The organism is Alloalcanivorax dieselolei B5 (assembly GCF_000300005.1).
Taxonomy (GTDB): domain Bacteria; phylum Pseudomonadota; class Gammaproteobacteria; order Pseudomonadales; family Alcanivoracaceae; genus Alloalcanivorax; species Alloalcanivorax dieselolei.
In genome coordinates, this window is the sequence record NC_018691.1 from 198898 (window position 1) to 221885 (window position 22988).

Annotated in this window: 24 protein-coding genes; 20 read left to right on the plus strand and 4 right to left on the minus strand. The window is 58.0% G+C overall.

All coding sequences use genetic code 11. From position 1 onward, the window contains the following. Window positions 1-11: 11 nt before the first annotated feature. From B5T_RS00925 to coaBC, 3 genes are all read right to left on the minus strand, one after another. On the minus strand, window positions 12-2177 hold the full coding sequence (locus tag B5T_RS00925; protein ID WP_014992556.1) for a phosphohexomutase domain-containing protein: 2166 nt from the start codon (window positions 2175-2177) through the stop codon (window positions 12-14). A gap of 127 nt (window positions 2178-2304) precedes the next feature. Next, window positions 2305-2757: a dUTP diphosphatase gene (gene dut, locus B5T_RS00930; protein ID WP_014992557.1), complete on the minus strand. Its 453-nt coding sequence runs from the start codon at window positions 2755-2757 to the stop codon at window positions 2305-2307. Window positions 2758-2785: 28 nt separating this feature from the next. Next, entirely contained in the window at window positions 2786-3985 is a 1200-nt protein-coding gene (gene coaBC / locus B5T_RS00935) for a bifunctional phosphopantothenoylcysteine decarboxylase/phosphopantothenate--cysteine ligase CoaBC (protein ID WP_014992558.1), read from the minus strand. Between the two features lie 136 nt (window positions 3986-4121). On the opposite strand from coaBC, the gene radC reads away from it, so the two are divergent. The 15 genes from radC to B5T_RS01010 all read left to right on the plus strand — a co-directional run bounded on the left by radC (window position 4122) and on the right by B5T_RS01010 (window position 16670). Continuing rightward, window positions 4122-4796, plus strand: coding sequence for a RadC family protein (gene radC / locus B5T_RS00940; RefSeq protein ID WP_014992559.1), 675 nt, complete (start codon window positions 4122-4124; stop codon window positions 4794-4796). A gap of 143 nt (window positions 4797-4939) precedes the next feature. Next, on the plus strand, window positions 4940-5176 hold the full coding sequence (rpmB, locus tag B5T_RS00945; RefSeq protein WP_014992560.1) for a 50S ribosomal protein L28: 237 nt from the start codon (window positions 4940-4942) through the stop codon (window positions 5174-5176). 11 nt (window positions 5177-5187) lie between these two features. Beyond that, complete coding sequence (gene rpmG / locus B5T_RS00950) at window positions 5188-5355, plus strand: 50S ribosomal protein L33 (protein ID WP_014992561.1); 168 nt, start codon at window positions 5188-5190, stop codon at window positions 5353-5355. A gap of 847 nt (window positions 5356-6202) precedes the next feature. Further along, a complete protein-coding gene (locus B5T_RS00955) occupies window positions 6203-6427 on the plus strand; it encodes a hypothetical protein (protein WP_041716625.1) in 225 nt (74 codons plus the stop codon). Window position 6428: 1 nt separating this feature from the next. Further along, window positions 6429-6908 (plus strand): TadE/TadG family type IV pilus assembly protein, encoded by a 480-nt coding sequence (locus B5T_RS00960; RefSeq protein ID WP_014992562.1) that lies wholly within the window; start codon window positions 6429-6431, stop codon window positions 6906-6908. A 107-nt stretch (window positions 6909-7015) separates the two neighbouring features. Then, window positions 7016-7960 (plus strand): Flp pilus assembly protein CpaB, encoded by a 945-nt coding sequence (gene cpaB / locus B5T_RS00965; protein ID WP_041716628.1) that lies wholly within the window; start codon window positions 7016-7018, stop codon window positions 7958-7960. Then, the gene (locus B5T_RS00970; RefSeq protein ID WP_051015425.1) at window positions 7950-9134 is read left to right on the plus strand and encodes a type II and III secretion system protein family protein; all 1185 of its coding nucleotides are present in this window, start codon (window positions 7950-7952) and stop codon (window positions 9132-9134) included. Before cpaB ends, B5T_RS00970 begins: the two co-directional genes overlap by 11 nt. A 10-nt stretch (window positions 9135-9144) precedes the next feature. Beyond that, window positions 9145-10314: an AAA family ATPase gene (locus tag B5T_RS00975; RefSeq protein WP_014992565.1), complete on the plus strand. Its 1170-nt coding sequence runs from the start codon at window positions 9145-9147 to the stop codon at window positions 10312-10314. Window positions 10315-10356: 42 nt separating this feature from the next. Beyond that, the gene (locus B5T_RS00980; protein WP_014992566.1) at window positions 10357-11523 is read left to right on the plus strand and encodes a CpaF family protein; all 1167 of its coding nucleotides are present in this window, start codon (window positions 10357-10359) and stop codon (window positions 11521-11523) included. Further along, window positions 11513-12433: a type II secretion system F family protein gene (locus B5T_RS00985; RefSeq protein WP_014992567.1), complete on the plus strand. Its 921-nt coding sequence runs from the start codon at window positions 11513-11515 to the stop codon at window positions 12431-12433. Before B5T_RS00980 ends, B5T_RS00985 begins: the two co-directional genes overlap by 11 nt. Further along, window positions 12426-13286 carry a type II secretion system F family protein gene (locus B5T_RS00990; protein WP_041716630.1) on the plus strand — a complete coding sequence of 287 codons (861 nt, stop codon included), beginning with the start codon at window positions 12426-12428 and terminating at the stop codon, window positions 13284-13286. Before B5T_RS00985 ends, B5T_RS00990 begins: the two co-directional genes overlap by 8 nt. Before the next feature lie 20 nt (window positions 13287-13306). Continuing rightward, window positions 13307-13996 (plus strand): tetratricopeptide repeat protein, encoded by a 690-nt coding sequence (locus B5T_RS00995; RefSeq protein WP_014992569.1) that lies wholly within the window; start codon window positions 13307-13309, stop codon window positions 13994-13996. Next, on the plus strand, window positions 13989-14276 hold the full coding sequence (locus tag B5T_RS01000) for a hypothetical protein (RefSeq protein WP_014992570.1): 288 nt from the start codon (window positions 13989-13991) through the stop codon (window positions 14274-14276). Before B5T_RS00995 ends, B5T_RS01000 begins: the two co-directional genes overlap by 8 nt. Before the next feature lie 28 nt (window positions 14277-14304). After that, window positions 14305-15957 (plus strand): pilus assembly protein TadG-related protein, encoded by a 1653-nt coding sequence (locus B5T_RS01005; RefSeq protein WP_081586806.1) that lies wholly within the window; start codon window positions 14305-14307, stop codon window positions 15955-15957. Window positions 15958-16067: 110 nt separating this feature from the next. Continuing rightward, window positions 16068-16670 carry an outer membrane protein gene (locus B5T_RS01010; RefSeq protein ID WP_014992572.1) on the plus strand — a complete coding sequence of 201 codons (603 nt, stop codon included), beginning with the start codon at window positions 16068-16070 and terminating at the stop codon, window positions 16668-16670. A gap of 118 nt (window positions 16671-16788) precedes the next feature. Here B5T_RS01010 and B5T_RS01015 read toward each other — a convergent pair whose 3' ends face one another. After that, entirely contained in the window at window positions 16789-17568 is a 780-nt protein-coding gene (locus B5T_RS01015) for an IclR family transcriptional regulator domain-containing protein (protein ID WP_014992573.1), read from the minus strand. A gap of 167 nt (window positions 17569-17735) precedes the next feature. Here B5T_RS01015 and B5T_RS01020 point away from each other — a divergent pair, with 167 nt between their 5' ends. The 5 genes from B5T_RS01020 to B5T_RS01040 are packed head-to-tail and all read left to right on the plus strand — an operon-like array spanning window position 17736 to window position 22935. Continuing rightward, window positions 17736-18857 (plus strand): C4-dicarboxylate TRAP transporter substrate-binding protein, encoded by a 1122-nt coding sequence (locus tag B5T_RS01020; protein WP_014992574.1) that lies wholly within the window; start codon window positions 17736-17738, stop codon window positions 18855-18857. A gap of 57 nt (window positions 18858-18914) precedes the next feature. Continuing rightward, window positions 18915-20102 (plus strand): CaiB/BaiF CoA transferase family protein, encoded by a 1188-nt coding sequence (locus B5T_RS01025; protein WP_014992575.1) that lies wholly within the window; start codon window positions 18915-18917, stop codon window positions 20100-20102. Between the two features lie 20 nt (window positions 20103-20122). Further along, window positions 20123-21121 (plus strand): NADPH:quinone oxidoreductase family protein, encoded by a 999-nt coding sequence (locus B5T_RS01030; protein WP_014992576.1) that lies wholly within the window; start codon window positions 20123-20125, stop codon window positions 21119-21121. 9 nt (window positions 21122-21130) lie between these two features. Beyond that, window positions 21131-21631 carry a TRAP transporter small permease gene (locus B5T_RS01035; RefSeq protein ID WP_014992577.1) on the plus strand — a complete coding sequence of 167 codons (501 nt, stop codon included), beginning with the start codon at window positions 21131-21133 and terminating at the stop codon, window positions 21629-21631. Continuing rightward, entirely contained in the window at window positions 21628-22935 is a 1308-nt protein-coding gene (locus B5T_RS01040; RefSeq protein ID WP_014992578.1) for a TRAP transporter large permease, read from the plus strand. Before B5T_RS01035 ends, B5T_RS01040 begins: the two co-directional genes overlap by 4 nt. The last annotated feature ends 53 nt before the right edge of the window (window positions 22936-22988 follow it).

Sequence of the window (22988 nt, forward strand, 5' to 3'; positions counted from 1 at the left end):
CAGCCAAAACGTCAAAAGGGCAGCGCCAGGTCGGGGGACACCGCCCGGAGCTGATCACGGAACAGATCCTTGACCCGTTCCAGGGCCGCCGTGTCGCGACCCTCGAAGCGCATTTCCAGCACCGATTGTAAGGGGCAAAGCCTCACCACGCCCCACCCATCGGGAAATTCCACCCGCAGGCCGTCCACGGTGGCGGCGCGTCCACCGGGAAAGCGGCCGTCCGCGCGCAGCGCCGAAACCAGCGCCCGCCCCTGATCGCCGGGGACCGGCAGCCGCAGTAGCGGGGTGCTGCGCCCGGTGACGAGGCCGGCGAACACGGTGGCGCTGTCGCTCTCCTGCATGCTGAGGATCTCCAGCACCCGGGCCGCCGCATAGAAACCGTCCGCGAAACCGAACCAGCGATCCGCGCAAAACACCCGGCCGGACCATTCGCCCGCCAGCGGCGCCCCCAAACGCAGGCGCTCCGCGGCGATATGGCGCGGGTCGGCGGCGCACAATACCGGGCGCCCGCCCTGTTTGCGAATCAGCGAGGGCAAAGCGCGGCTGCATTTTACGTCAAATAAAACGTCGGCGCCGGGGTGACGGCTCAATAGGTCCCGGGCCAGCAGCATCAGCACCCGATCAGAGGCCACTTCCTCGCCCTGGTGATCCACCAGCGCCAGCGTATTGCCACGCTGATCCAGCAGGATACCGACATCCGCGTTCTGTTCCGTCACCACGCGGCGCAGGGCATCGGCGGTCTTGGCCGGCACCACCGCGCAGCCCAGGCCATCGAACAGAGCGTGCGCCAGCGGCGCCAGCAGCGCAGGGGCGTGCAGTGCCAGCCGTAGAGGCCGGGCCAGAACGATATCGTCATGAAGCTGGCGCCGGTAAGCGTCGAAGGGCGCCGGCTCGGGATCGGCCCGCCGCGAGGCAGCGGCCACGGTGCCGGCACTGTAGCGGCGCAGGGTGTCGAGATCATCCTGGCCTGGTTCCTGCCCGTCCAGCACCGGGATCAGCCGCCAGCGATCGCCGTGTTTGTGGACGTACAGACCTTCGCGGAGGGCGCCGGTTTCCAGCCCGTGCCGCCACAGAGGCTCGGCGCAGGGCGCCTGGTCCCGGGTTTTCAGGCCTTCCACCAGGATGCCGCCGCGCAGCGCGTCGAGCACCGCGTCGGCGCCCTCCGAATCGTCGCTGGCCAGGCACAGGGCCGGAGCGTGCCTGTCCCGGGCCAGAGCGGCGAAGGCGCTGCCCAGGCGCGCCAGGAGCTCGGGATCCGCCTTGAGAACAAGGCCGTCGCCGCTGAACACATCGTCCGGCAGCGGCGGTTGAGTGACCGCTGGCGCCGCCGGTTTGGGCGGGGCCGGCTCGCGGCGTTGCGGTTTGGGAGCGCTGCCCTGCGTCATCGGTTCCGGCTGCTCCGGGCGCCGTGTCATCAGCCTGGGCAGCACCAATGACAACAGGATCAGGCCGAGACCCAGGCCACCGGGCAAAATCCAGGCGCTTAGCGGAGGCGGCGGCGGTGGCATATCCAGCCGTACCGTGAAGGTGCCCTGGGTGGCTTCTCCGGAAGCCATATTTGTGCCATGAAGAGCGATGCCATGAAGGCTAGCGGACTGGCCGCGTCGGGCCAGGGTGACGTCGTCCTGGATCAGGCGCACCTGGCCGCCCCGGGGCAGGCGCTGATCGAGCTGGCGCATCCAGGGCGAGAGATCCTGCTGGATGATCAGGGCGCCGCCGGACACCGCCCGTCCCGCCAGTAGCGCCGGAGACTCGCCGCCGCGTCCGATCACCAGCGGAGCACGCCCGCTCCCTTCATGAAGCCGTTGCAGCAGATCCTGTTCGGTGAAACTGAGCGCGTCGGTGGCGGCGATATCCGGCACGATGCGTAAGCGGCCGTCGCGAAACCAGTCGGCATCGGAGACTTGCGCTTGCGCCAGCGCGCGCTGGACCGGCACTTCGCCGGGCAGGCGGGTCAGTCTGTCCTCGAGCCGTTGTGCCCGGTTCCACAGGTCACGTGCCCATTCCCGGGCCAGGCCCTGCGCATCGGCTTGCGCGGTTTGCCATTGCCGTTGCTGGATCTGCTGATGGAAATAAACGGCCTGGACGGCGGCGAGCGCCAGCCCCACCAGTAAAGCGAACAGAACGAAGGGCCGCGATGGGCGCGCGTCGGCGCCGTCGGCCTTGCTGTTGAACATGGTGTCCCCCCTTTTTGTACACTTGAACGACGATGTTCAAGCAACAACGCTGGCGGCCCCCACCGCCGGCGTTCGCGCCCGGCCCGCATTGGAATGATGTCATGCGCGGGACGGGCAGGTGCGGATGTTATTGTCGGCCACTGTGGCCGAAACCGCCGCTACCCCGTTGGCTTTCTGTGAACTGCTCGACCTGCTGCCAGACCACCTGCTGCACCGGCACGATCACCAACTGAGCCACTCGCTCACCAGGCTCCAGGGTGAAAGCGTTTTGCCCCCGGTTCCAGCAGGACACCATCAATTCGCCCTGGTAATCGGAGTCGATCAGCCCCACCAGATTACCCAGCACGATGCCGTGCTTGTGCCCCAGCCCGGAGCGCGGCAGCACCAGGCCGGCGTAACCGGGATCGGCGATGTGAATCGACAAACCGGTGGGCAGCAAAGTGGAATCGCCCGGCGCCAGGGTGATGGCTTTGTCCAGCATGGCGCGCAGATCCAGGCCGGCGGAGCCCTCGGTGGCGTAATGAGGCAAGGGGATGGTGTCGCCCAGACGCGGGTCGAGCACTCGATATTGCAGGTTCATGTGTTATCCCGGGTTGATGACGAAACTGTCAGTCCTTGTACCGTATCGCGATCAGCTCGATCAATTGCTTGGCGATCTGTCGCTTGGACGCCAGCGGCAGCACCTTGTGGCCGCCGGGCCAGATCACGGTCAGGGCGTTATTGTCGCTGTTGAAACCCACGTTGCTGCCGGACACATCGTTGGTGGCGATCATATCCAGCTTCTTGTTGGTCAGCTTGCCCTGGGCGTAGCTGATCACATCCTGGGTTTCCGCGGCGAAGCCCACGGTGAAGGGACGTTTGTCGTGGCTGGCCACCGCGGCGATGATGTCCGGGTTCTTCACCAGGGTCAGGTGAATCTCCTCGGTGGACTTCTTGATCTTGTGGTCCGCGGTCACCGTCGGCCGGTAATCCGCCACGGCGGCGGTGGCGATGAACACATCGCAACCCTGCTCCACCACGTCCATGCTGGTCTGGTACATATCCTGGGCGCGCACCACATCGATGCGTTGCACCCGCTCCGGGGTCGGCAAGGCCACCGGGCCGGCGATCAGCGTGACTCGGGCCCCCGCTTCCGCCGCCGCTTCCGCCAGGGCGAAGCCCATCTTGCCGGAGCTTTTGTTGGTCAGATAACGCACCGGGTCGATCGGCTCGCGGGTGGGGCCGGCGGTGATCACCACATGCCTGCCGGTGAGCAGATCGTAATGAAAGATATCCGCGGCCTGCTGGATGATCTCTTCCGGCTCCAGCATACGGCCCGGGCCCACTTCACCACAGGCCTGGTTGCCGGAGCCGGGGCCGAAGATGTGAATGCCCTTTTCCTGCAGGATCAGCTGATTCTTCTGCGTGGCGGTGTCCGCCCACATCTGCTGATTCATGGCCGGGGCGATGGCGATCGGTGCGCCGGTGGCCAGGCACAGTGTGCTCAGCAGGTCGTTGCCATGGCCGTGGGCCAGGCGGGCGAGGAAATTGGCGGAGGCCGGGGCGATCAGGATCAGGTCGGCCCAGCGCGCCAGTTCGATATGCCCCATCGCCGCCTCGGCGCGGGGGTCGAGAAGATCGGTGTGCACCGGTTGTCCGGACAGCGCCTGCATGGTCAGCGGTGTGATGAATTCACAGGCACCCTGGGTCATCACCACGCGCACCTCGGCGCCGGCGTCCTGCAGGCGGCGGACCAGATCCGCCGCCTTGTAAGCGGCGATACCGCCGGTGACGCCGAGAAGAATTCGCTTACTAATCAAACGTTGCATACTGTATTTCCGTACAGTAGTTTGGGGTGGACGCTTTCGCAGTGTATGCCCAATGCCTGGCGGTGACAAACGGGCCAGAGGGCTGCGATTGGCGTCGGCTGGCAGGGCACTAAACCATCATCACGGAGGATATCCAATGGCAATAACGGACTGGCCGGAAAACGAACGCCCGCGGGAAAAGCTGCTGCAGCGGGGCGCGGCGGCACTGAGTGACGCGGAGCTGCTGGCGGTGCTGTTGCGTACCGGCGTGCGGGGCTGTTCCGCGGTGGACCTGGGGCGGAATCTGCTGAATGAGGCCGGTGATTTGCGGGCGCTGCTGGATCTGCCTCCGGAGCGCATGCGGCGTATGCGGGGGCTGGGGGGCACCCGTCTGACCCAGTTGCTGGCGTCGGTGGAACTGGGAAAACGTTATGTGGCCCTGGAGCTGAAAAAGGAAGTGACCCTCAGCGAACCGGAGCCGGCCGCGCGCATGTTCATGTCGGAGCTGCGCGGGGAGCCCAGTGAAGTGTTCGCGGTGCTGTTCATGGACAACAAGAACCGCATGCTGGGCTTCGAGAAGCTGTTCCGTGGTACCGTGGACGCTGCCGCCGTCTACCCCAGGGAAGTGGTGCGGCGGGCGCTGGACCACAATGCGTCCAGCATCATCGTCGGGCACAATCACCCCTCGGGCATCGCCGAACCCAGCCGCGCGGACCGCGATGTCACCCGCCGCCTCAGCGACGCCCTGAACCTGGTGGATGTCCGCTTGCTGGACCACCTGGTGATCGGCGACAACCAGTGGCAGTCCCTGGGCCGCCTCGGCTGGTTGTAGGAGCCAGCCCGGCTGGCGAATCGGGTGTCTAGTGACACCGCCATCGACGCTTTCTGCTTGATCCCCGGGGCGGGGTCTGGTATAAAACGCGGCCTTATTCCGGGGCTGCCCCGCCCCTATGTGATCATCACGGGAGCAAGATCATGTCCAAGGTTTGCCAGGTGACCGGCAAGCGCCCGGTAACGGGCCACAACGTGTCCCACTCGAACATCAAGACCAAGCGTCGGTTCGAACCGAATTTGCACTACCACCGCTTCTGGGTGGAAAGTGAAAAGCGCTTTGTGCGTCTGCGCGTATCCTCCAAAGGCATGCGCATCATCGATAAGAAGGGTATCGACTCAGTACTGACCGATATCCGTGCCCGCGGCATTCGAGTTTAAGGAGCTGACCCATGGCCGGTCCGGTTCGTGAAAAAATTCGTCTGGTGTCCTCTGAAGGCACCGGTCATTTCTATACCACCACCAAAAACAAGCGTCTCCATCCGGAAAAGATGGAAACCAAAAAGTTTGATCCGGTGGTACGCAAGCACGTGATGTACAAGGAAGCGAAGATCAAGTAACGCTTCCCCAGCCTGGCACGGGGCGAACAAATAAAGGCCTGGTGGCTACAAGCCGCCGGGCCTTTTGTTGTGCCTGCCAATTGCTGCCGTTTTTCCCGCGGAACCAGCTACAAAGCCGCTGTTGCTGTAGGAGCTTGCCCTGCAAGCGAATCTTTTTCGGGGATCTCCTGTATCTGTATAACACCAACGGCCTACGATCATCATTTCCCTTCCGCACCCATGCGGAGTACGACAAGATCTGCAAACGATACGCGAAAAGGGCTTTATCATGACTACTCTGGTGCTCAAGGAAGCCTGCCGCAGCTTCGCGCAAGCCCCGCCCCAACCTTCCCGCCAGTAGGTTGAAGCCCCAAATATCACCGTTTATTCATGGCCCGGGAATAAAGTCGAAACCAAGCCCCGCCTTCCCCCCATCAAAACCCCACTCTTATGCAACCTTGTGTAACGCTTTGTACGGCACCTGCACCTGTGTGATCTGTGCCTCAGCATGATTTTACATATCGCATATAGGAAATGTGACTGAGCGCACTTTTTCATAATGACAAAATGACATTATTTCCTTCAGGGTCAGGTTTTTGCACACTCAAAACAACTCAGTGCGTATTCGCAAAATGTAAAATAAAGAAGAGGAGGTGCCAGGAGAATCGGGGGCTAAGCAAAACCACTTATCGCATGCCACCGGCCGATCATCTTAAGGGTAAGCTTGTAAGTGATTGAAATTGCTACGTGTATTTACGCAGTATGCACAAAGTAGAACTTGTGACGAACGTCACAACACGCCTACGATCGAAGCTGAAAGGTGCCCCTATCTGGGGGGGCAATCAAAAACCGCAAGGGAGCGCTTAAAATGAAAATGATCCGATCCTTTAATGCCGCCACTCAATCCCTGATGGCGCGTCTCTATACCCAAATGCCAACCCGTAGTAATCGCCAGCGTGGGGCTAGTGCGTTGGAATATATTGTGCTAGCAGCTGTGATAGTTATTGCCGTTGCTGCAGGAGCTGCTTTGCTTGGAGGGGATACTATCTCTGATGTATTCACCAAAATCCAAACGGCATTGACGAGCGCCTAGGGTGAATGCTTATAGCCGCATACCGCTGGCTGTGCTGCATAGAAAGGTGGGAAAAGAAGGAGGGGCCGTTGCTTTAGAGTTCCTAATTCTATTCCCTTTCGTTATATGCCTGATCTATGCAGCGAGTGTCTACGGCATTCTGTTTTCCTGGCAAGTCAGGATGCAGATTGCCGTGGATCGGTCTACCGCTTCGGTAATGCGCTTGGATCGAAGTGCCACTGATAGCCCGAAAGAAGAGGCCGAAGCGCTGGCTAATGGAAGCATTCAGGAACTCGCTCCAGACTTTATGGGAACAGTGACCGATGCTTGTGTGGTAGATGGAGAGATGGTGGTCTGCTCTCTTAATGTCTCCATGAAGGATGGAGGTTGCACAGGAAAGGGTGGTGCCGCTGCTACAAATGAACTCGGAAAGTTGGGTTTCTTTGGCGGTTTTCCACCCATGCCGGATTGTTTGCAGGCTACGGCGAAAGTTGCTTACTAGCGGTTAAAGATAATAGAGCGGGCAGAATAAGTGGTCTTTTGAAATGAGGCTAAGGGTGTCTTTTGCTTCGCTGAATTCAATAACACGGCCAAACCCAAGGAGAAGGTATGGGGGCTCGATGGCTATACATGTTGCCGGCGTTACTGCTCAGTGTGTTGGCGGTGATTCTGGCCTTCATCGGACTGGCGCGTGAGCCGGAATCTTCCGATACGTCTACCCCCGGGGTGGTCATGCAGGTTACGGAAGAGCAAATCGAAGAGGCACTCAAGCATAGCTACTGGGTGGCCTCCCGTGAGTTGAATATCGGGGCTACCATTAGTGACGATGACTTTCGCAAGGTTGGTGTTTCAGTACCTTTAGCCGAAGCCGTACCTTCCGATAAGCCGGTCAAGGGAAAACTGCTGCGGCGCAATGTCCGCGAAGGCGAAATTCTTTCGAAATCCCACTTGCAGGCCTCCAATCGGTTGGCAAGAGCCGTACCGGCGGGATTCCGTGCGTTTTCCATAGGCATTGACGATGTGGTTGCTACAGGGGGACTGCTTCAACCTGGTGACTTGGTTGATGTGCTTGCTCATTTCAAAAACGGTGGAGGTGATGATAGTCAACCCACCGCCATGGTTCTCCTCAACAGTATTGAGGTGATGGCGGTCTACGGGAAGCTGGAAGACACCCCGACTGACCCGGAAGCCGAGCAACAACAACGCCGTGGACGTAATGCCACCGCCGTCCTGGCGGTTCCAAGAGAAGAGCTGCCCAAGCTGTTCCTTGCAGATAGCAATGGAGATTTACGTCTGGCGTTGGCGGGCGAATCTCAACATAAGAAAGCACCTCAGGAAGGTCAGGATGAGCTGGAAGTGGCGCAGGTCGAGGCTGGCGGCGTAGAGGGGGCGGGGGAAAAGGATATCTCCGAGGATCCCATGCTTATGATCAAGATCAGCGATCTGTTTCCTGAAAAGAAAAAAGCACAACCGGTAAGACGAGCGCCGGCTTCGAGAGGCCAGCGTGTGGAAGTTTATGAGGGATCTACGTCCAGGAGCACCTATGTACATTAAACAACGACAAAGCCCCAGCATCGTCGCGCCCGGCATTTTCCCCGGGGGGGCATACGGTATTTTCGCGGCGTGCGTCTTGTTCATGCTCCTGGCTGTATCCCGGGCTTCCTGGGCGGATGAGGACGCGCTGGACAAGGTGATGCGGTTGGCCCCCGGGGATCAGCGCGTGCTCGTGTTCCCTAGCCGGGTAACGAAAGTGGCGACCTCTGACCCGGAAGCCGCCGCCGTTTCCGTTAGTGCCAGTACGGAGCTGCTTTTGACGGCCAAAAAAGAAGGCTCTTCAGTGCTTTCCGTATGGCTCAATGGAAGCAGCGAGCCGCTGAGAAGCACGGTCGTGGTGGCCGCCACCGCTGGAAATGCGATGCCTTTTGGGACCCAGGTGCAAACGGATATTCGTATTCTTGAGGTCAGCCGTAGTGAGCTGAATGCCTTTGGGTTTCAGTATTCGAACATCTTTGATGGAGCCGGAACCGAGGCGGGTGTCACCTCTCCGGCAACAGGTGCAAATGGGTTTAGCTTGTTTCGAATAGGTCGAAATTCCACCACCATCATTAATGCGCTGGAAAGTGGCGGGTTTGCATATACGTTGGCGGAACCTTCCTTGACTGCGTTGAGCGGCCAGACTGCAACTTTTCTTTCGGGTGGGGAATTCCCCGTGCCTACCAGAGGGACAAACGACAGTGTTCAGGTGGAATACAAGAGCTTTGGTGTCGGCTTGGCCCTTACCCCAACAGTCATCGATGGAAATCAGATTATTCTGAAAGTTGCTCCTGAGGTGAGTGAGCTCGACTTCGGCTCTGCTATTCAAAGTGGCGGTGTCTCAGTACCTGGATTACGTGTCCGCCGCTCCGAAACCACGGTCTCCATGGCTCCCGGGGAAACCTTTATTATCAGTGGATTGGTCAGCCGGAACACGGTCAACAACAGTGATCGTATTCCCGGTCTCGGTAATCTACCGATCCTGGGTGTTTTCTTCCGCTCCGGCCGTATCGAACGGGAAGATAAAGAGCTGGTCATGGTGGTCACACCCCATTTGGTTTCCCCACAAAAATCCACTATGCCTCCAGGCACGTTGCCGGGAGCGGGCTATCACGACAGCAGTACGGGCTGGCTGGATATGATGACGGAAACCCGCCGCGGCTCGCAGCCCATCCGTCACGGCCTGAGCTGGTAAGGAGAGAGTGATGGACGGCACCATGCTGGCGGTAGTGGAAGACGCGGGTACGGAAGCCTGGTTGGATCAGGCGCTTCAAGGCCTGGGCCGCTTGGAAAAAGTGACACGCAGCGACTTGGGGCGTGTGCTTCGTATGCTTGAAGCTACCGGCGCGAGCGTAGCGCTGGTGGAGATGACCGATCGTGACGCCACCCAATCCATGGCGGTAATCAACGCCCTGAGTAATGCTCGCCCCTGGGTAACGGTAATTGCCGTAACACGTATCGCCGACCAGGAAACCGTACTGCAATGCATGCGGTCTGGTGCGCGGGATTGTGTGATCGTGGGCAGCGACGGCGCTGAACTGCGTGACCGGCTGCGCCGTCACCAACTGGTAAGGCCCAGTCATTGGGGAGAAGAACTGCAGTCCAAGGTCCGTAATCTGACTATGGTGACAGCGGTAACCCCACAAATTGACAGCGCCTTTTTTGCCCAGAATCTGGCGGTATCCATGGCCGCGCAAAGGCCGGGGCAAAGGATTCTGGCGATCGACATGGATGCCCGGGGCGATACGGTTTTCCATTCAGACAGCAAGAATAATTTCGACCTGGGGCAGCTTCTGTCCAGTCCGGATACGCTCGATGAAACCCTGATCGATACGGCCCTGGAGGAGTACCGGCCAGGCTTGCGGCTGCTTGCGGGCGGGCCTGGAAGCGACTTTCTCGGTGACCGGGGGGCCGACCTGTTTATCGCCCTGACCCGGCTAATGACCATGTTTGATCACATTGTCTTGAATGTGGGCGCGGTCAGCCAGTCCGCCTGGGTTCGGGTGATTGGCGTGCACGTGCGGGAGCTGCTGTTGCTGGCTAACCAGGAGGTGCCGGTCGTAAGAGCAGCCCGGGACAATATTGCCGACTGGCGGCCTTATTTGGCTTCCAACACGGACATCCTGGTTGTCGTCGATGGGTACGAACCCGCGGTGCCGCCCAAGGCGGATGAGTTGGGAGATAGCGTCGGTGCCGAGATCGCGGCGACTTTACCGATGGAGTGGAAACAGCGGCTGGAGGCCATCAACCTGGCCCAGCCAATCCTTGAGAGTGCGCCGAAAAGTGGCTATGGCAAGGCGGTGAAGGCCCTGTCGGCCCGACTGATGGGAAACACCAAAGCCCAAAGCGGTAAAGGCTGGCTTAAGAGAGCCTGAGGCAAAACGGCTAAGGCCCAAACTAAGGATGAAGGTGTCTGAGTGGCGGGACGAATTGACGACGAATACCAGCGATTGAAAGCCCACACCCACAAAAGGGTGGTGGACAAGCTGGATGAAGATGGCGTGGAAGTGGGCGGCGCCAACCGTCAGCGTGTGGAAGACGCCATCACTCGTGCGGTGCATCAGTACATCGCGGAGCAACGCATTCCGATTTCCAATCAGGACCTGAACCAACTGGCCCGGGACATGATTGATGAGGTTATGGGCTTCGGTCCCTTGGAACCGCTGCTTCGTGATGCTCGGATCAACGATATTCTGGTGAATGGCCCGCAAAGCGTCTTTATTGAGATCGCAGGAGTTTTGCAAAAGGCAGCGATCCGCTTCATTGATAACGATCACATCGTCCGCGTGGTCCGCCGGATTCTGGCGCCGCTGGGGCGTCGCCTGGATGAAGCCAGCCCCATGGTGGATGCTCGCTTGCCGGACGGCTCACGCGTCAATGCCATTATTCCCCCGCTGGCGCTGGACGGGCCTTCCGTATCCATTCGGAAGTTCAACCGGCACCATCTTTCCGCCGAGGATCTGATTCAGTCCGGGTCAATGACCGAGGAGTGCCTGCAAGTACTGGTGGCGGCGGTTCAGGGGCGACGGAATATTCTGGTCAGCGGTGGTACCGGTACCGGTAAAACCACCATGCTCAATCTGATCAGTCAGTACATTCCCAAGAATGAGCGGATCCTGACCATTGAGGATTCAGCCGAACTGGTATTGAGCCACCCCCATGTGGTGCGTTTGGAGACGCGCCCCGCCAATACCGAAGGTCGTGGCCGGATTACCGCCCGGGAACTGGTGATCAATGCTCTGCGGATGAGGCCAGACCGAATTATCGTCGGCGAGGTGCGCTCAGGGGAAATCATCGAACTGCTGCAGGCCATGAACACCGGCCATGAAGGTTCCATGAGCACTATCCATGCTAACGGCACTCGGGAAGCGTTGGTACGTATCGAGACCTTGCTGGCGGTAAGCGGCTACGATGCCAGCGAAAAGGCGATTGCCCGTCTTATTGGCTCGGCGTTGGATATGATCATTCAGCTTGTGCGGCTACCGGATGGACGCCGCATGATCAGTGAAGTGGTCGCGCTTGACCCTCGCGAGGATGACCCCTACCACATGGAATATGTCTATCGGGGGCACTATGACCGCTGAAGCTCTGCTTGGGGCCGCCCGTAATCTCGCCATCCTTGCGGTGGTGCTGATCGTAGCCCAACTGCTTTGGGTGGCTCTGCGCGAGAAGCAACAGGTTAAACGGAACGTGGCGGGCCGTTTGCAGGCCCATGCTGAAGTACCTGGTAGTGAGGAAACAGCGCACATCGCCAACGGACGTTATCAGCGTCTTCTGGTTAAAGCTGGTATGTCCTTGGATCAGTCCTCGTTGACGATGGGGGCTCTGCTAATTCTCGCTGCTATCGGGTTGGTGCTGGTGTTCCTGGGGCCGTTCTGGTTGCCGTTAGTGCCCGTGGCTGCCCTCCTGCTTGTCACAGTGCTATGGAAAGTGCGTTACGAACGGCGCCGCCGGGTCATTTTTGAAAGCCTGCCGGGGCTGATCGACAACGTCATTCGAGGCATCGACGCCGGGCGCTCCTTGGACCAGGCCATGGTGGACAGTTTTCGAGATGCTCCTTCCGTGTATGAGGCTCTGTCGTTCCGTATCCGCAGCGCGGTGGAATCCGGCCGTGATTACACCGATCTTCTGGATGATTTCGCCGAGCTGTATCAGATCCCGCCTCTGGTGTTCGTGGCCGTGGCGTTGCGGACGTCCAACCGCTTCGGCAGTGCGGTTCGCCCGATCCTGAAGCAGACCTCCCGGGCTTTGCGTTCTCAACAGGAGTTGCGGCGCGAGTTCATGGCCGCCACGGCGGAGACCCGTTTCACCGCTATCGCCTTCTCCGTGTTGCCGCCGGGCATAGGTGTGGCGTTGATCGCCATGAACAAGGGCTTCAGGGATGTTCTTCTCGATACACAGTCTGGGCACATCATGTTGGCGGTGTCAGGGGGGCTGATTTTATTGGGTATAATCATCATTTTCAAAATGGTGCAGGGGGTGGGCCGTGGCTAGTTTATTTATGGCCATCGTGCTGGCCTTTGTTGCCGCATGGCTGGCTGTATTCCAAAGCCGGCGATGGGAGCAGCGGCGCAATGTTCTGGAGCGGCTCAACCAGCAAAAAGGAGATGAAGAACAGGGCAACTTGGCTCTGTCCGGTCTCTCTCATCGCCTTACCCGGATTGGATTCGTCCGGCAGGATTTCAATGAGGTCCATACAGCACTCAAGATCACTGGGCGAGGGGCTAACAATATACAAAACACTTATCTGCTGGTGTGCTGGCTGATTCCCATCGTAATGACCGTGATTGGCGGCCTTATTTGGGGCGTATTCGGTGCCTTGGCTCTCGGAGCCATCGGTTTCATCGGGTCCCGGCGTTACGTTCGCGCGCTCGCCAAACGCTCCTGCTATCAGCAGAACCTGGAATCCATCGAGCTGGCTCAAGTGCTGCGAATGCTGCTTGAAGCGGGGCTTTCCATCGAGCGTGCGTTCCGCATCGCCGCCCTGCAGGCACGCCCTCTTATTCCTTCCCTGGTTTACCGCCTGGACCGTTTTAACCGTCTCATGGACAGCGGCGCTGATCGAGGAGATGCGTTGGATGATATCGGAGAAGGCAAGGAAATACCCGTGCTGCATAACCTCACTCGTCTTCTGAAGCAGGCGGGAGTTCTGGGTGGCGGCATTACCGAAAGTATTGAACAGGTAGTAACCGAGGCACAGGAAATTGAAAAAAGTCGCGTCAAAGAGCAGGTGAACAAACTTGGGGCCAAGATGACCGTGATCATGATGGCGCTGATGTTGCCGGCACTCTTCATCATTATTGGTGGTCCGGCGGGCATGAATATCGTACAGGCGCTGTCGCGCTGAATGAGGCAGGAGTAATCATAATGAAATGGACACAATGGGGTCTCGCATTCGGGGTAATGGCGGCGTTGGGTGGTTGTGCCCATCAGCAGCCGACTACGCTCGGTGATGGAATTGGTAATTTTGAACCAGAAATCAAATGTGGTTCTGAACCCGCTCCTGAGCAGAGAGTGGAGCTGGAGATGGTGGACACCTTGATGGCACGGGAGCGGAACTATGCTGCCCTTGCCCAGCTTCAGAAGGCGGCTCAAAGCAACGTCGAGTACTGGCAACGTTACGGGCAGCTTCTGGCGTTGACAGGAGACCTGCCGACCTCAAAACGTGTATTCAACATCATGCGTGATGAATGCGATAGCGGTGAGTCTTACCACGGGCTTGGCATGGTGGCATTGAAACAAGGCAACCTTGACGAGTCGCTGGCTAATCTGGAAAAGGCCGTGCGCAAGCTGCCCGCTTCCGCCGCGGTTAGAAACGATTATGGCTACGCCCTTCTTATGGCGAAAGATTACACCGCCGCCCAGCGCCAGCTCAGAACCTCCCTGGAGCTTCAGAATGGTACGGGCAAAGTCCGCCAGAATCTCGCGGTTGCCTATTTGCTGGATGGGAATGAACAGGGGATAAAGGATCTCCAGGAGCAATATCGCTTTACGGACGATGAGTTGAATCATGCCAGAGGTCTGGCCTTCCAGATTGCGGAGATTGATTATGAATAAGTCTATTTTAATAGTGTTGACTTGCATTGCGTCGTCTACCGCAATAGCTCAGGAAAAAAGTTATGAGTTCGGGCTGTCGAACAGCGTATCCAATCCCCAGCGCGAAACCGTGACGGACTGGCTTTTGGAGCAGCAACGCAAGTCACCTGCTTCTCAACAGAGCGAGCTTCCTGCTCAGCTGTACGTGGACAGTCAGCGGCGGATTGGCGACACGTTTAAGTCCAAGATACCGGAGAGTCTTCAAGAGAAGGCTAACTCGATGAAGAAAAATAGTAATTGATCAGCGACACTGCCAAGAGGGCTCCATCATGAATCAGATGAGTTCATTGCCCGGAAAACAGAACGGAACCGCGCTTACTTGGGTGGTTTCTTTGTTTTTTATCTTCATGATGGGAGCTTTGGTCATTGATGGATCCCGGCTTTATCACGATAAAAGGAAGCTCCAAACGGTAGCAAACAGTTTAGTGACGGAGCTGGCCAATGAGGTTCAGACTTGTGGCGATGTGGCTTCATCCATTGATTTATCTGGAGAGGCTAAGACAGCTCTTTCCAATATGAGCGCTCTTCCTTTTCCTGTGGAAGATGTCGATATTGGATATGCGGAGTTGGTTTCGGTTGATAGTCGCAAAGTAGGTGAAGGGCGGGTATACGTAGTTAGTAAGGTTGAGGATAGATATAGAAGTAACGGAGTTTCGGTGTCTATATCAAAAGATGTCGATGGGTTGCTTGGTTTTGTCATGAGTGAGCCATTGATTGCCGAAGCCTCTGTCAGAAAGGAACTGATAGCTGGTGTCCGAATTGATAGTGGTGTTGCCACTTTGGATCCCTCTTCATCCCAGCTTCTCGGTCTGGTATTTGGGGAGATTCTTGGAACAGACTTTTCTCTGAGTGTGACGGGGCTGAATGATCTCGCGGGTGTCGTGACCGATGTCGGCAGTTTGGTCCAGGATCTTGGTGTGGACTCAGTCCTTGATGCTTTAGATGTGGCTACAGTGCTGGAAGCGGTGCTGAATTCTACCGAGGGTTTGACTGCTCCAGCAGCAGGCGTTCTTGATGCCCTTATAGATTCAGCCGCAGGCAATAATTTGTCGTTGGAGGATGTGATCCAAGGTGTCACGGAGGCTGAGGTTCCACCGGGCTCAGAAGCGCCCACTCTAGATCTTATTACATCAATAATTTTGAATGTGGATCATGCGCTGCCCAGTCCAATTGAGATTGATTTAAATGACGGGCTTGGAATTCCCGTTATCTCCGATTTGCTATCCACACTTGGTTTGGCAGAGACAAAATTGGAGTTGGATATAATGCCGGCTCCTGGCTTCATTCTGTCTTCCGCCAGAAAAAATGAGGATGGTGAATGGCCCAGCGCGAGAAGTACGAATATATCGGCTCGAATTTTGACACGTGTAGGACTGGGAAGTGCATTAACATTAGTCGATGTTGATCTGGGAATTAAAGCGGCAAGTGCTATGGTAACGCTGACAGGAGCCGATTGCGTTTCAGGCTCCAATAATGTTGTAAGTGCTATTGATGTGGCGGGCTCATCCGACCTGCTCAGAGTAGACGCAAAAATTGAAGTTGTTGAGAAATTGGTCACCGTAGGGTTTGATCCTCAGGAAAGGCCGGGGGGGGGCATTACAGATAGCTTCGATAATGTCGATATCGGTTTTTATGGTCGGGATGGAAACATGATGTCTGTTCAGTTTGACGGGACAGACGAAGCTCTAGGTGACCTAGTGGCTGATTTGCTCGATAGCCTGGAGTTGAGGCTGCTCGGTATTAATTTGGGGGGGATTTTGAATTCGATTGTTTCCCCATTGTCTGATGTGGTTGGTGACCTTCTGAATGGGCTGCTGGGGCCTCTTCTAAGTGCTCTCGGAGTGTCGCTGGTTCCCTCAGAGATGGTTTTGGAGTCTGTGGGGCAGTCCTACACCTTAATAGAGCATGGTATCGATCAGTAAGGGCGAGGCTTGGGGTCAAGTCTTGCCCTTTTCCTGCTATAAAGCGCCCTCTATGGGGAGCTGCTGATGCTCACGGGAATCTATATATTATCCAAAAAGGAAGCTAAACCATGAAAATAAAATGGACGAAAAATATAATTAAAACAGGGGGCTTTGCCGGTGTTCAGGGGGGCTGGATGGACAGCAATACGGAACTCACCCTTGAAGAGCCAGGGGTTGGCAAGGTTAGTATCGATGGTTTGGATGCGGACGGCTTTGTCGGTGGCGCTTTTATCGGTTATGGGTGGCGTGGTATTAGTGGTTTTTTTGCCGTGGAAGCGAATCTTGGGGTAAGTAATGCCAAGGCGGATTTGAGAGACGGTGATTATAAGGGGGAATTGGAGGCGGGCACCACTTACGGTGCAGGCATTTTGATGGGACGGGATCTGGTTGGCGACGGTGCTGTCTTCTTGCGCCTGGGTTGGCAGGAAACGGAGTTTGAATTGTCGGAACGGTACCCTGCCTTGGGTTACGCCTGGAACAAAGAGAAACGCCACGGAGGTCCCCGCGCAGGTATCGGTGTCGTGTTGCCGGCTTCATCCACTTTGGATTGGCGGCTGGAATGGTACAAAACCTGGTACGAGGATCTCGACTACAGTGATGTGCCGGGGATGGAAGTGGTACTGGAGCCCACGGAAAGTATCTTTTCCGCAGGAGTGAGTTTCCGATTCTAGGGCATGTTGCCTTGTAGTTATTACAGTCGCTTACCCACGATCACACTCCCGCAGCCCTATTAATCATCTGTTGCGGGAGTGGTCCCCTGGATTGTGGTACCCCTGACATTGAGAACTGTCACCCATGCCGCAACTCCCGATTAATCTTCTCCGCCGTCTTCTGAAGCTCAGGCAATAAACGCTCAATCATGCCCTCCTCATTGGCCTTACTCGGCGCCAAAGTGAGGTTGATAGCGGCGATGGTTTTGTTTTCCCGATTCTTGATCGGTACGGAGATGCCGAACATGCCTTCCTCCAGTTCCCGGTCAACGATGGACCAGCCCTTGGCACCGTCTTCCTGAATCGCTCGCTTGAGCTCCGCTTTGTCGGTGATGGTGAAGCGGGTGTAGGGGGTGAGTTCCAGGTTGTTGAGGTAGTGGTCGAGTTCTTCGGGGGACAAGTCGGCCAGTTGAATGCGTCCCAGGGAGACCACGTGCGCGGGCAGGGTGCTGCCCACGTTGAGGGTGCTTTTGAGCAGTTTGCGAGTGGGGACTCGCATCACGTAGTAGATGTCATAGCCTTCCAGCACCGCGATGGAACAGGATTCCTGAACGGTTTGCACCAGTTCTTCCATGTAACTCTGGGCGAAGGACCAGATCTCCATTGAGGAAAGATAGGAGAAACCCAGGTTGAGCATGCGCGGCGTGAGCCAGAACTGCTTGCCGTCGGTGTTGGCGTAGCCCAGGGCGGTCAGGGTGTGCAGCAGGCGTCTCGCGCTGGCCCGGGAGATGTCGGCCCGCCGGGCCACATCGGACAAAGACTGCCTGGCGGCCCCTTCACCGAAGGTGGTGATCACCTTCAAACCCCGCATGAATCCGCTGACCAGCAGGGAGTCATCCCGTTCTCCGTGTTCCGCCATCCGTACCACTCCGTGCAAAGACGTTTTGACATTAACGAAAGTATGGTCTTATCTTGTTGGTGTTCTTTTAGAGAACATCATGTGCGTATAGCGAACAATAATCAAAATGGGGTTGGAAGACAACCCCAAACTCGGAGAAGGCTCCGAGAGAGCCCGGAGAGAGTCCCATGGCTAACAACAACAGCAATCCATTGATATCCGTGTTACTCGGCGGCCTGGCCGTCGTGGCTTCCCTGATGCCGGCGCTGGCATCCGCGCGAGACCTTACCTACGCCAGTTATCTGCCGCCGCACCACCCCACCAGCGAAGGGATCACCACCTTCATGGCGGCGGCGAAGGCGCAGTCCGGTGGTGATGTTGCCTTCAAGTTCTTCCCTTCCGGGGCGGCGGCCTCGGGCAAGGAGATGCTGTCGGCGGTGAGCGAGGGCATGATCGACGGCGGCTTCCTGGTGACCGTTTATTTCCCTACCTCCGTGCCGGCGAACATGATCATCAGTGATCTGTCGTTCTGGGATCAGGACTCGCTGGTCGCGTCCGCCGCCTCGGTGGACACTATTCTCAACGATTGTCCGCAATGCCTTGAGGAGTATCAGGAGCATGGCGTGCGTTTTCTCGCCAGTTATGCCACGCCGCCTTATCAGGCCATGTGCAAGGATCGCTTCGATAATGGTTTTGACGCCGAAGGTAAACGCATGCGCGTAGCCGGCGAGGAGATCGGTCGCTGGGTGTCGGGCATCGAAGGTATTCCCGTCAATATTCCCAATAGCGAATCCTACGAGGCCATGGAGCGCAGCCAGCTGGACTGTGTCATCGGCGCCACCAGCTGGTTGAAGTCCCTGTCGCTGATGGAAGTGGCCAACAGCGTCGTCGAGCTGCCCATGGGCGCTTTTCTTGGTGGTTCGTTGCTGAATGTGCGCGAATCTGTCTGGGAGGATCTGGGTGAGAAAGGGCGCCGGGCGTTAATCGACGCCGCTCCGGTAGGCCTCGCTCGTACCTTGTACGCGTATCAGAAAGAAGAACAGGACGTACGTAAGCTGGCGCAGGAACAGGGTATCAACTTCGTTGAGGTATCCGATGCGCTCAAACAACATCGCGAAGAATTCATGCAATCCCAGATCGAGCAATCGGCCCAAAATGCGGCCAAGCGCGGTGTCGAGAATCCGGAAAAGATCGTCGAGAGTTTCATCAAGAATCTGGAGAAGTGGGAAAAGCTGCTCGAAGGCAAGCAACTCACCGAGCAGCAGTACGCCGAGTTGTTGAAAACCGAAATCTACGACAAGGCGTTTTGATGGACCATGCCGGTTTATGAGTCCGGGGATATTCTCACTTTACAGGTTATTTGATTGATGAATACAGCGACAACGCAGTTCAAGCCGTTTGACGGGGTCCGGGTCCTGGATATGAGCCAGGGGCTGGCCGGGCCCTATGCGGCGCAGATGCTTCTGATGATGGGCGCCACGGTAGTGAAGGTGGAGCCTCCCCAGGGCGACTGGGGCCGGGTAATGGGATTGGCGCGTAACGGGCACAGTGCGTTGAGCGTGATCGCCAACTGGGGCAAGAAAGGCATTTGCGTGGACGCTCGCAACGAACAGGGCCGGGAGGTGATCAAGCGTCTGGTCGGTTGTTCGGACCTGGTTATGGAAAGCTTCCGACCCGGTGTCATGGAGAAACTCGGGCTGGGGTACGACGTTCTGAAATCCCTGAATCCCGGTATTGTGCTGGGTTCCATCTCCGGCTTCGGGCGCAGCGGGCCCCACGCGCTACGAGCCGGCTCGGACAGTATTCTTCAGGCCGCCACCGGTATGGCGGCCATGAACGGCACGGACGAGGGTGCTCCCCGGCGGGTCGGCATGCTGGCGGTGGATATGATCACCGGTTTGTATGCCGGCTACGCGTTGTCCGCGGCGATCCACGAGCAACGTGCCTCCGGTGTCGGCCGGCATCTGGATCTGTCACTGCTTGGCGCCTCGATGGCTTTTCAGGCCATGCCCATGGTGGAGTCCTTTCTACAGGGTGGAGAAAAAAGAAAACCGGTGACAGTGCCCTCGGGCAACTTCGATGCCGCCGATGGTCAGCTTTCGGTGGTGTGTTTACGCAATCAGATGTTCCACGCCCTGGCAAAGGCGCTCGGCCATGAAGAATGGGCAACCGACCCGCGCTTTGCCGATAACGAGGCGCGCCAGCGCAATGTGGAGACCCTGCATGATCTGCTGGCGGGCATTTTCCCGACACAATCCCGGGAGTACTGGATCAACCGGCTCAATCAGGCGGGCGTGCTTTGCGGACCGGTGAACAGCTATTCGTCATTGCGTGAGGATGCCCAGGTGGAGGCCTTGCATTTGTTGACGGATGTGGATCATCCAGACTTCGGCGCCTTCCCTTTCCCGGCGTTCCCGGGGGCGGAGAGCCGGGCGGACGAGTTGCCGCCGGCGCCGGCTTTGGGGCAGCACACCGTGGATGCCCTGCGAGGGGCGGGCTTCGCCGAGGTGGAGATCCACAACTTGTTGTCATCCGGTGCCTGCATGCAGGCGTGAAAAAGAATAAGGAGCAGGTGATGCGAGCAGTGCTTTGTGACCGGTTCGGGTCTTATCAGGACCTGGTGTTATCCGAGGTGCCCAGTCCGGCGTTGGCGGAGGGCAGCGTGCGTATCGCCGTGCACTTCGCCAGCGTCAGCTACGCCATCTCCCTGATGGTGGCGGGGACCTATCAACGCAAAATGACGCCGCCTTTTGTTCCCGGCACGGAAGTATCCGGTGTTGTTACCGAATGCGGCCCCGGTGTTAACGATCTCAAAGTGGGGGATCGGGTGGCGGCCATTGTCGATTGCGGCGCCTTTGCTGAAGAGGTGGTGATCGACCGGGCCACCGTCTATCCGGTTCCGCAGGCGGTGCCGCTGGAGCAGGCGGTGGCCTTGCCCTTGTCGTTTGGTACCGCCACCACGGCGCTGAAGCGGGCCGGCGAACTGGCCAATAAAACCGTTTTGGTCACTGGCGCGGGCGGGGCCCTCGGGCAAGCCGCCGTACAGGTGGCGTCCCTGCTTGGCGCCAGGGTGATCGCCATGGCCAGTTCAGCGGAGAAGCTGGGGGCGGCTTTGCAGGTGGGCGCTTCGGAAGGGATCGATTATTCCACCGGGGATGTGGTGAAGAAGGTCAAAGCGTTGACGGAAGGGCGCGGTGCCGATGTGGTGTTCGATCCGGTGGGTGGCGAGGTGTTCGCGTCGCTGATTCGGACCACGGCGGTGGAAGGCACCATTTTGTCCCTGGGTTTTGCCAGCGGTGAGATACCCGCCGCGCCGGTGAATCTGTTGTTGGTGAAGAACATCGGTTTGCTGGGAGTAAATTTTTCCGAGTACGTGGGTTGGGGAAAAGAGGATCGGCGTCATCAGTTCTCCGATGAAATCCAATCGATGATGCGCTGGCTGTTCCTGTTCGCGGCGGAAGGAAAAGTAAGGCTCACCACGCCTGAGCTGTTCCGGTTCGAACAGGTGACGGAAGCCATCGATCAGGTGGTTCAGCGCCGGGCCGTGGGCAAGGTGGCATTACGTATTCGATGAGGTTGGATCATGAACCGGCTAATAAAAAAGACAAAAAGTCTGGCCACCAATGTGGTCGGCGCGATGATCGTTCTGATGATGGTGCACGTTACCACTGAAGTGCTGTTGAGGTTGCTGTTCGGTATGCATATTCCGGGAACCATGGAGGTCGTCGCCTACTACTACATGGTGACCGCGGTCTTTATCGGTATTTTCATCTGCGTCGTTGAGGACAGTCACATCCGGGTGGATGTCCTGGTTCAGCACTTCGGCAAGCGTTTGAGATCCGCCACGGACATCTTCGGGCTGCTGGTGATGACGCTGTACTTCGCCCTGTTCTCCTATGGTTTGTACCTGCAGGCGGTTAAAAGCTGGGGGCGTCGGGAAGGGGTGGACGCGGTGTTTTTTGAACTGTCGATCTGGCCATCCCGTTGGATTGCCTGGGTGGGCGTTTTCATGGCCGCCCTGGCGGCGGTGTATCTTCTGGTCCGTTTGTTGCGCGGCAAATCCGGGCGGGAGGTTTCGTCATGAGCGCGGTGCAGATCGGATTCGCTTGTATCGCCTTACTGCTGGTGCTGTTGGCATTGCGCGTGCCGATCGGGGTATCACTTGGGGTGAGTGCCTTTACCGGGCTGCTCTCCCTTCGTGGCCTGGATGCGGCGTTCGCTCTGATGGGGTCCACCACCTTTCAGTTCATCGCCCATTGGTCGTTAACCGCCATTCCCATGTTTATCCTGATGGGCGCGATAGCCTTCCATACCGGTTTGACGCGGACCCTGTTCGATGCGGGCAAGGCCTGGCTGGGTTTTCTGCCGGGCGGGCTGGCGATCGCCACTAATGTTTCCAGTGCCGGCTTCGCCGCCGCCAGCGGTTCCAGTGTGGCGATGGCCGGTGCCATGTCCCGTCTTGCCGTGCCGGAAATGCTGAGGGCCAGGTACGACCCTGGTCTGGCCACCGGGGTGGTGGCGGCCTCCGGGACGCTGGGGGCGTTTATTCCTCCGAGCATTCCTTTTGTGCTTTATGCGGTGTTCATGGAGGCGTCCGTCGGGCAGCTGTTGATGGCGGGGATTATTCCCGGCCTGCTGACCATGTTGGCTTACGCCGTGCTGATCGTCACCCGGGTGAAACTGAATCCGGATCTCGCGCCGAGGACCGCGCAGGCCTATTCGAACCGGGACCGGTGGGTATTGCTGCTCAAGTCCTGGCCATTGCCGGTGATCGTCGCCGGCGTTGTGGGCGGGTTGTATACCGGAACGGTAACGGCCACCGAAGCGGGCGCCTTTGGTGCTTTCGTGGCGATTGCGGCCGCGCTGATTCAGGGCTCCTTCAGTTGGACGGCGATGCAGCAGGCGGTGTCGGAAACGGTCACCAGCACCGCGTCGATTTTTCTCATCGCCATCGGCGCGGTGTTGTTCAGCCGCATGCTGACGCTCAGCCAGATTCCCATGAACATCGGTGTCTGGGTGGAAGATTATGCGGTGGCCTTGTGGATGTTCCTGCTGGCGGTCACCGTGTTCTACATCGTTCTGGGTATGTTCCTGGATCCCATTGGCTTGATGCTGGTGACCCTGCCGGTGCTGGCGCCTTTCGTCATCGCGTTCGATATCGACGTGATCTGGTTTGGCGTGTTGGTGGTGAAGTTCATCGAGATCGGTTTGCTGACACCACCGATTGGATTGAACCTGTTCGTGGTCAGCGCCGGCGTGGGGGACAAGGTGCCGTTTGGTCAGGTGGTTCGCGGCACGGTGTGGTTCCTGGCCGCGGAAGCGGTGGTGCTGATTCTGCTGATGGCGTTCCCGCAGTTGTCCCTGCTGTTGCCATCGCTGATGTACTAGTTGGGATGACGCTATATTGACGCGATGCCAAATTTGATGCATTATTGCATCAA

Bases quoted from the DNA above. Each gene is read 5' to 3' on its own strand.
- dut (WP_014992557.1), bottom strand. From the start codon at position 2,757: ATGAACCTGCAATATCGAGTGCTCGACCCGCGTCTGGGCGACACCATC.
- B5T_RS01030 (WP_014992576.1), top strand. From the start codon at position 20,123: ATGCGAGCAGTGCTTTGTGACCGGTTCGGGTCTTATCAGGACCTGGTG.
- B5T_RS01040 (WP_014992578.1), top strand. From the start codon at position 21,628: ATGAGCGCGGTGCAGATCGGATTCGCTTGTATCGCCTTACTGCTGGTG.
- coaBC (WP_014992558.1), bottom strand. From the start codon at position 3,985: ATGCAACGTTTGATTAGTAAGCGAATTCTTCTCGGCGTCACCGGCGGT.
- B5T_RS01010 (WP_014992572.1), top strand. From the start codon at position 16,068: ATGAAAATAAAATGGACGAAAAATATAATTAAAACAGGGGGCTTTGCC.
- rpmB (WP_014992560.1), top strand. From the start codon at position 4,940: ATGTCCAAGGTTTGCCAGGTGACCGGCAAGCGCCCGGTAACGGGCCAC.
- B5T_RS01005 (WP_081586806.1), top strand. From the start codon at position 14,305: ATGAATCAGATGAGTTCATTGCCCGGAAAACAGAACGGAACCGCGCTT.
- B5T_RS00925 (WP_014992556.1), bottom strand. From the start codon at position 2,177: ATGTTCAACAGCAAGGCCGACGGCGCCGACGCGCGCCCATCGCGGCCC.
- B5T_RS00985 (WP_014992567.1), top strand. From the start codon at position 11,513: ATGACCGCTGAAGCTCTGCTTGGGGCCGCCCGTAATCTCGCCATCCTT.
- B5T_RS00975 (WP_014992565.1), top strand. From the start codon at position 9,145: ATGGACGGCACCATGCTGGCGGTAGTGGAAGACGCGGGTACGGAAGCC.
- B5T_RS01035 (WP_014992577.1), top strand. From the start codon at position 21,131: ATGAACCGGCTAATAAAAAAGACAAAAAGTCTGGCCACCAATGTGGTC.
- radC (WP_014992559.1), top strand. From the start codon at position 4,122: ATGGCAATAACGGACTGGCCGGAAAACGAACGCCCGCGGGAAAAGCTG.
- B5T_RS01025 (WP_014992575.1), top strand. From the start codon at position 18,915: ATGAATACAGCGACAACGCAGTTCAAGCCGTTTGACGGGGTCCGGGTC.
- B5T_RS00995 (WP_014992569.1), top strand. From the start codon at position 13,307: ATGAAATGGACACAATGGGGTCTCGCATTCGGGGTAATGGCGGCGTTG.
- cpaB (WP_041716628.1), top strand. From the start codon at position 7,016: ATGGGGGCTCGATGGCTATACATGTTGCCGGCGTTACTGCTCAGTGTG.
- B5T_RS01020 (WP_014992574.1), top strand. From the start codon at position 17,736: ATGGCTAACAACAACAGCAATCCATTGATATCCGTGTTACTCGGCGGC.
- B5T_RS01015 (WP_014992573.1), bottom strand. From the start codon at position 17,568: ATGGCGGAACACGGAGAACGGGATGACTCCCTGCTGGTCAGCGGATTC.
- B5T_RS01000 (WP_014992570.1), top strand. From the start codon at position 13,989: ATGAATAAGTCTATTTTAATAGTGTTGACTTGCATTGCGTCGTCTACC.
- B5T_RS00955 (WP_041716625.1), top strand. From the start codon at position 6,203: ATGAAAATGATCCGATCCTTTAATGCCGCCACTCAATCCCTGATGGCG.
- B5T_RS00970 (WP_051015425.1), top strand. From the start codon at position 7,950: ATGTACATTAAACAACGACAAAGCCCCAGCATCGTCGCGCCCGGCATT.
- rpmG (WP_014992561.1), top strand. From the start codon at position 5,188: ATGGCCGGTCCGGTTCGTGAAAAAATTCGTCTGGTGTCCTCTGAAGGC.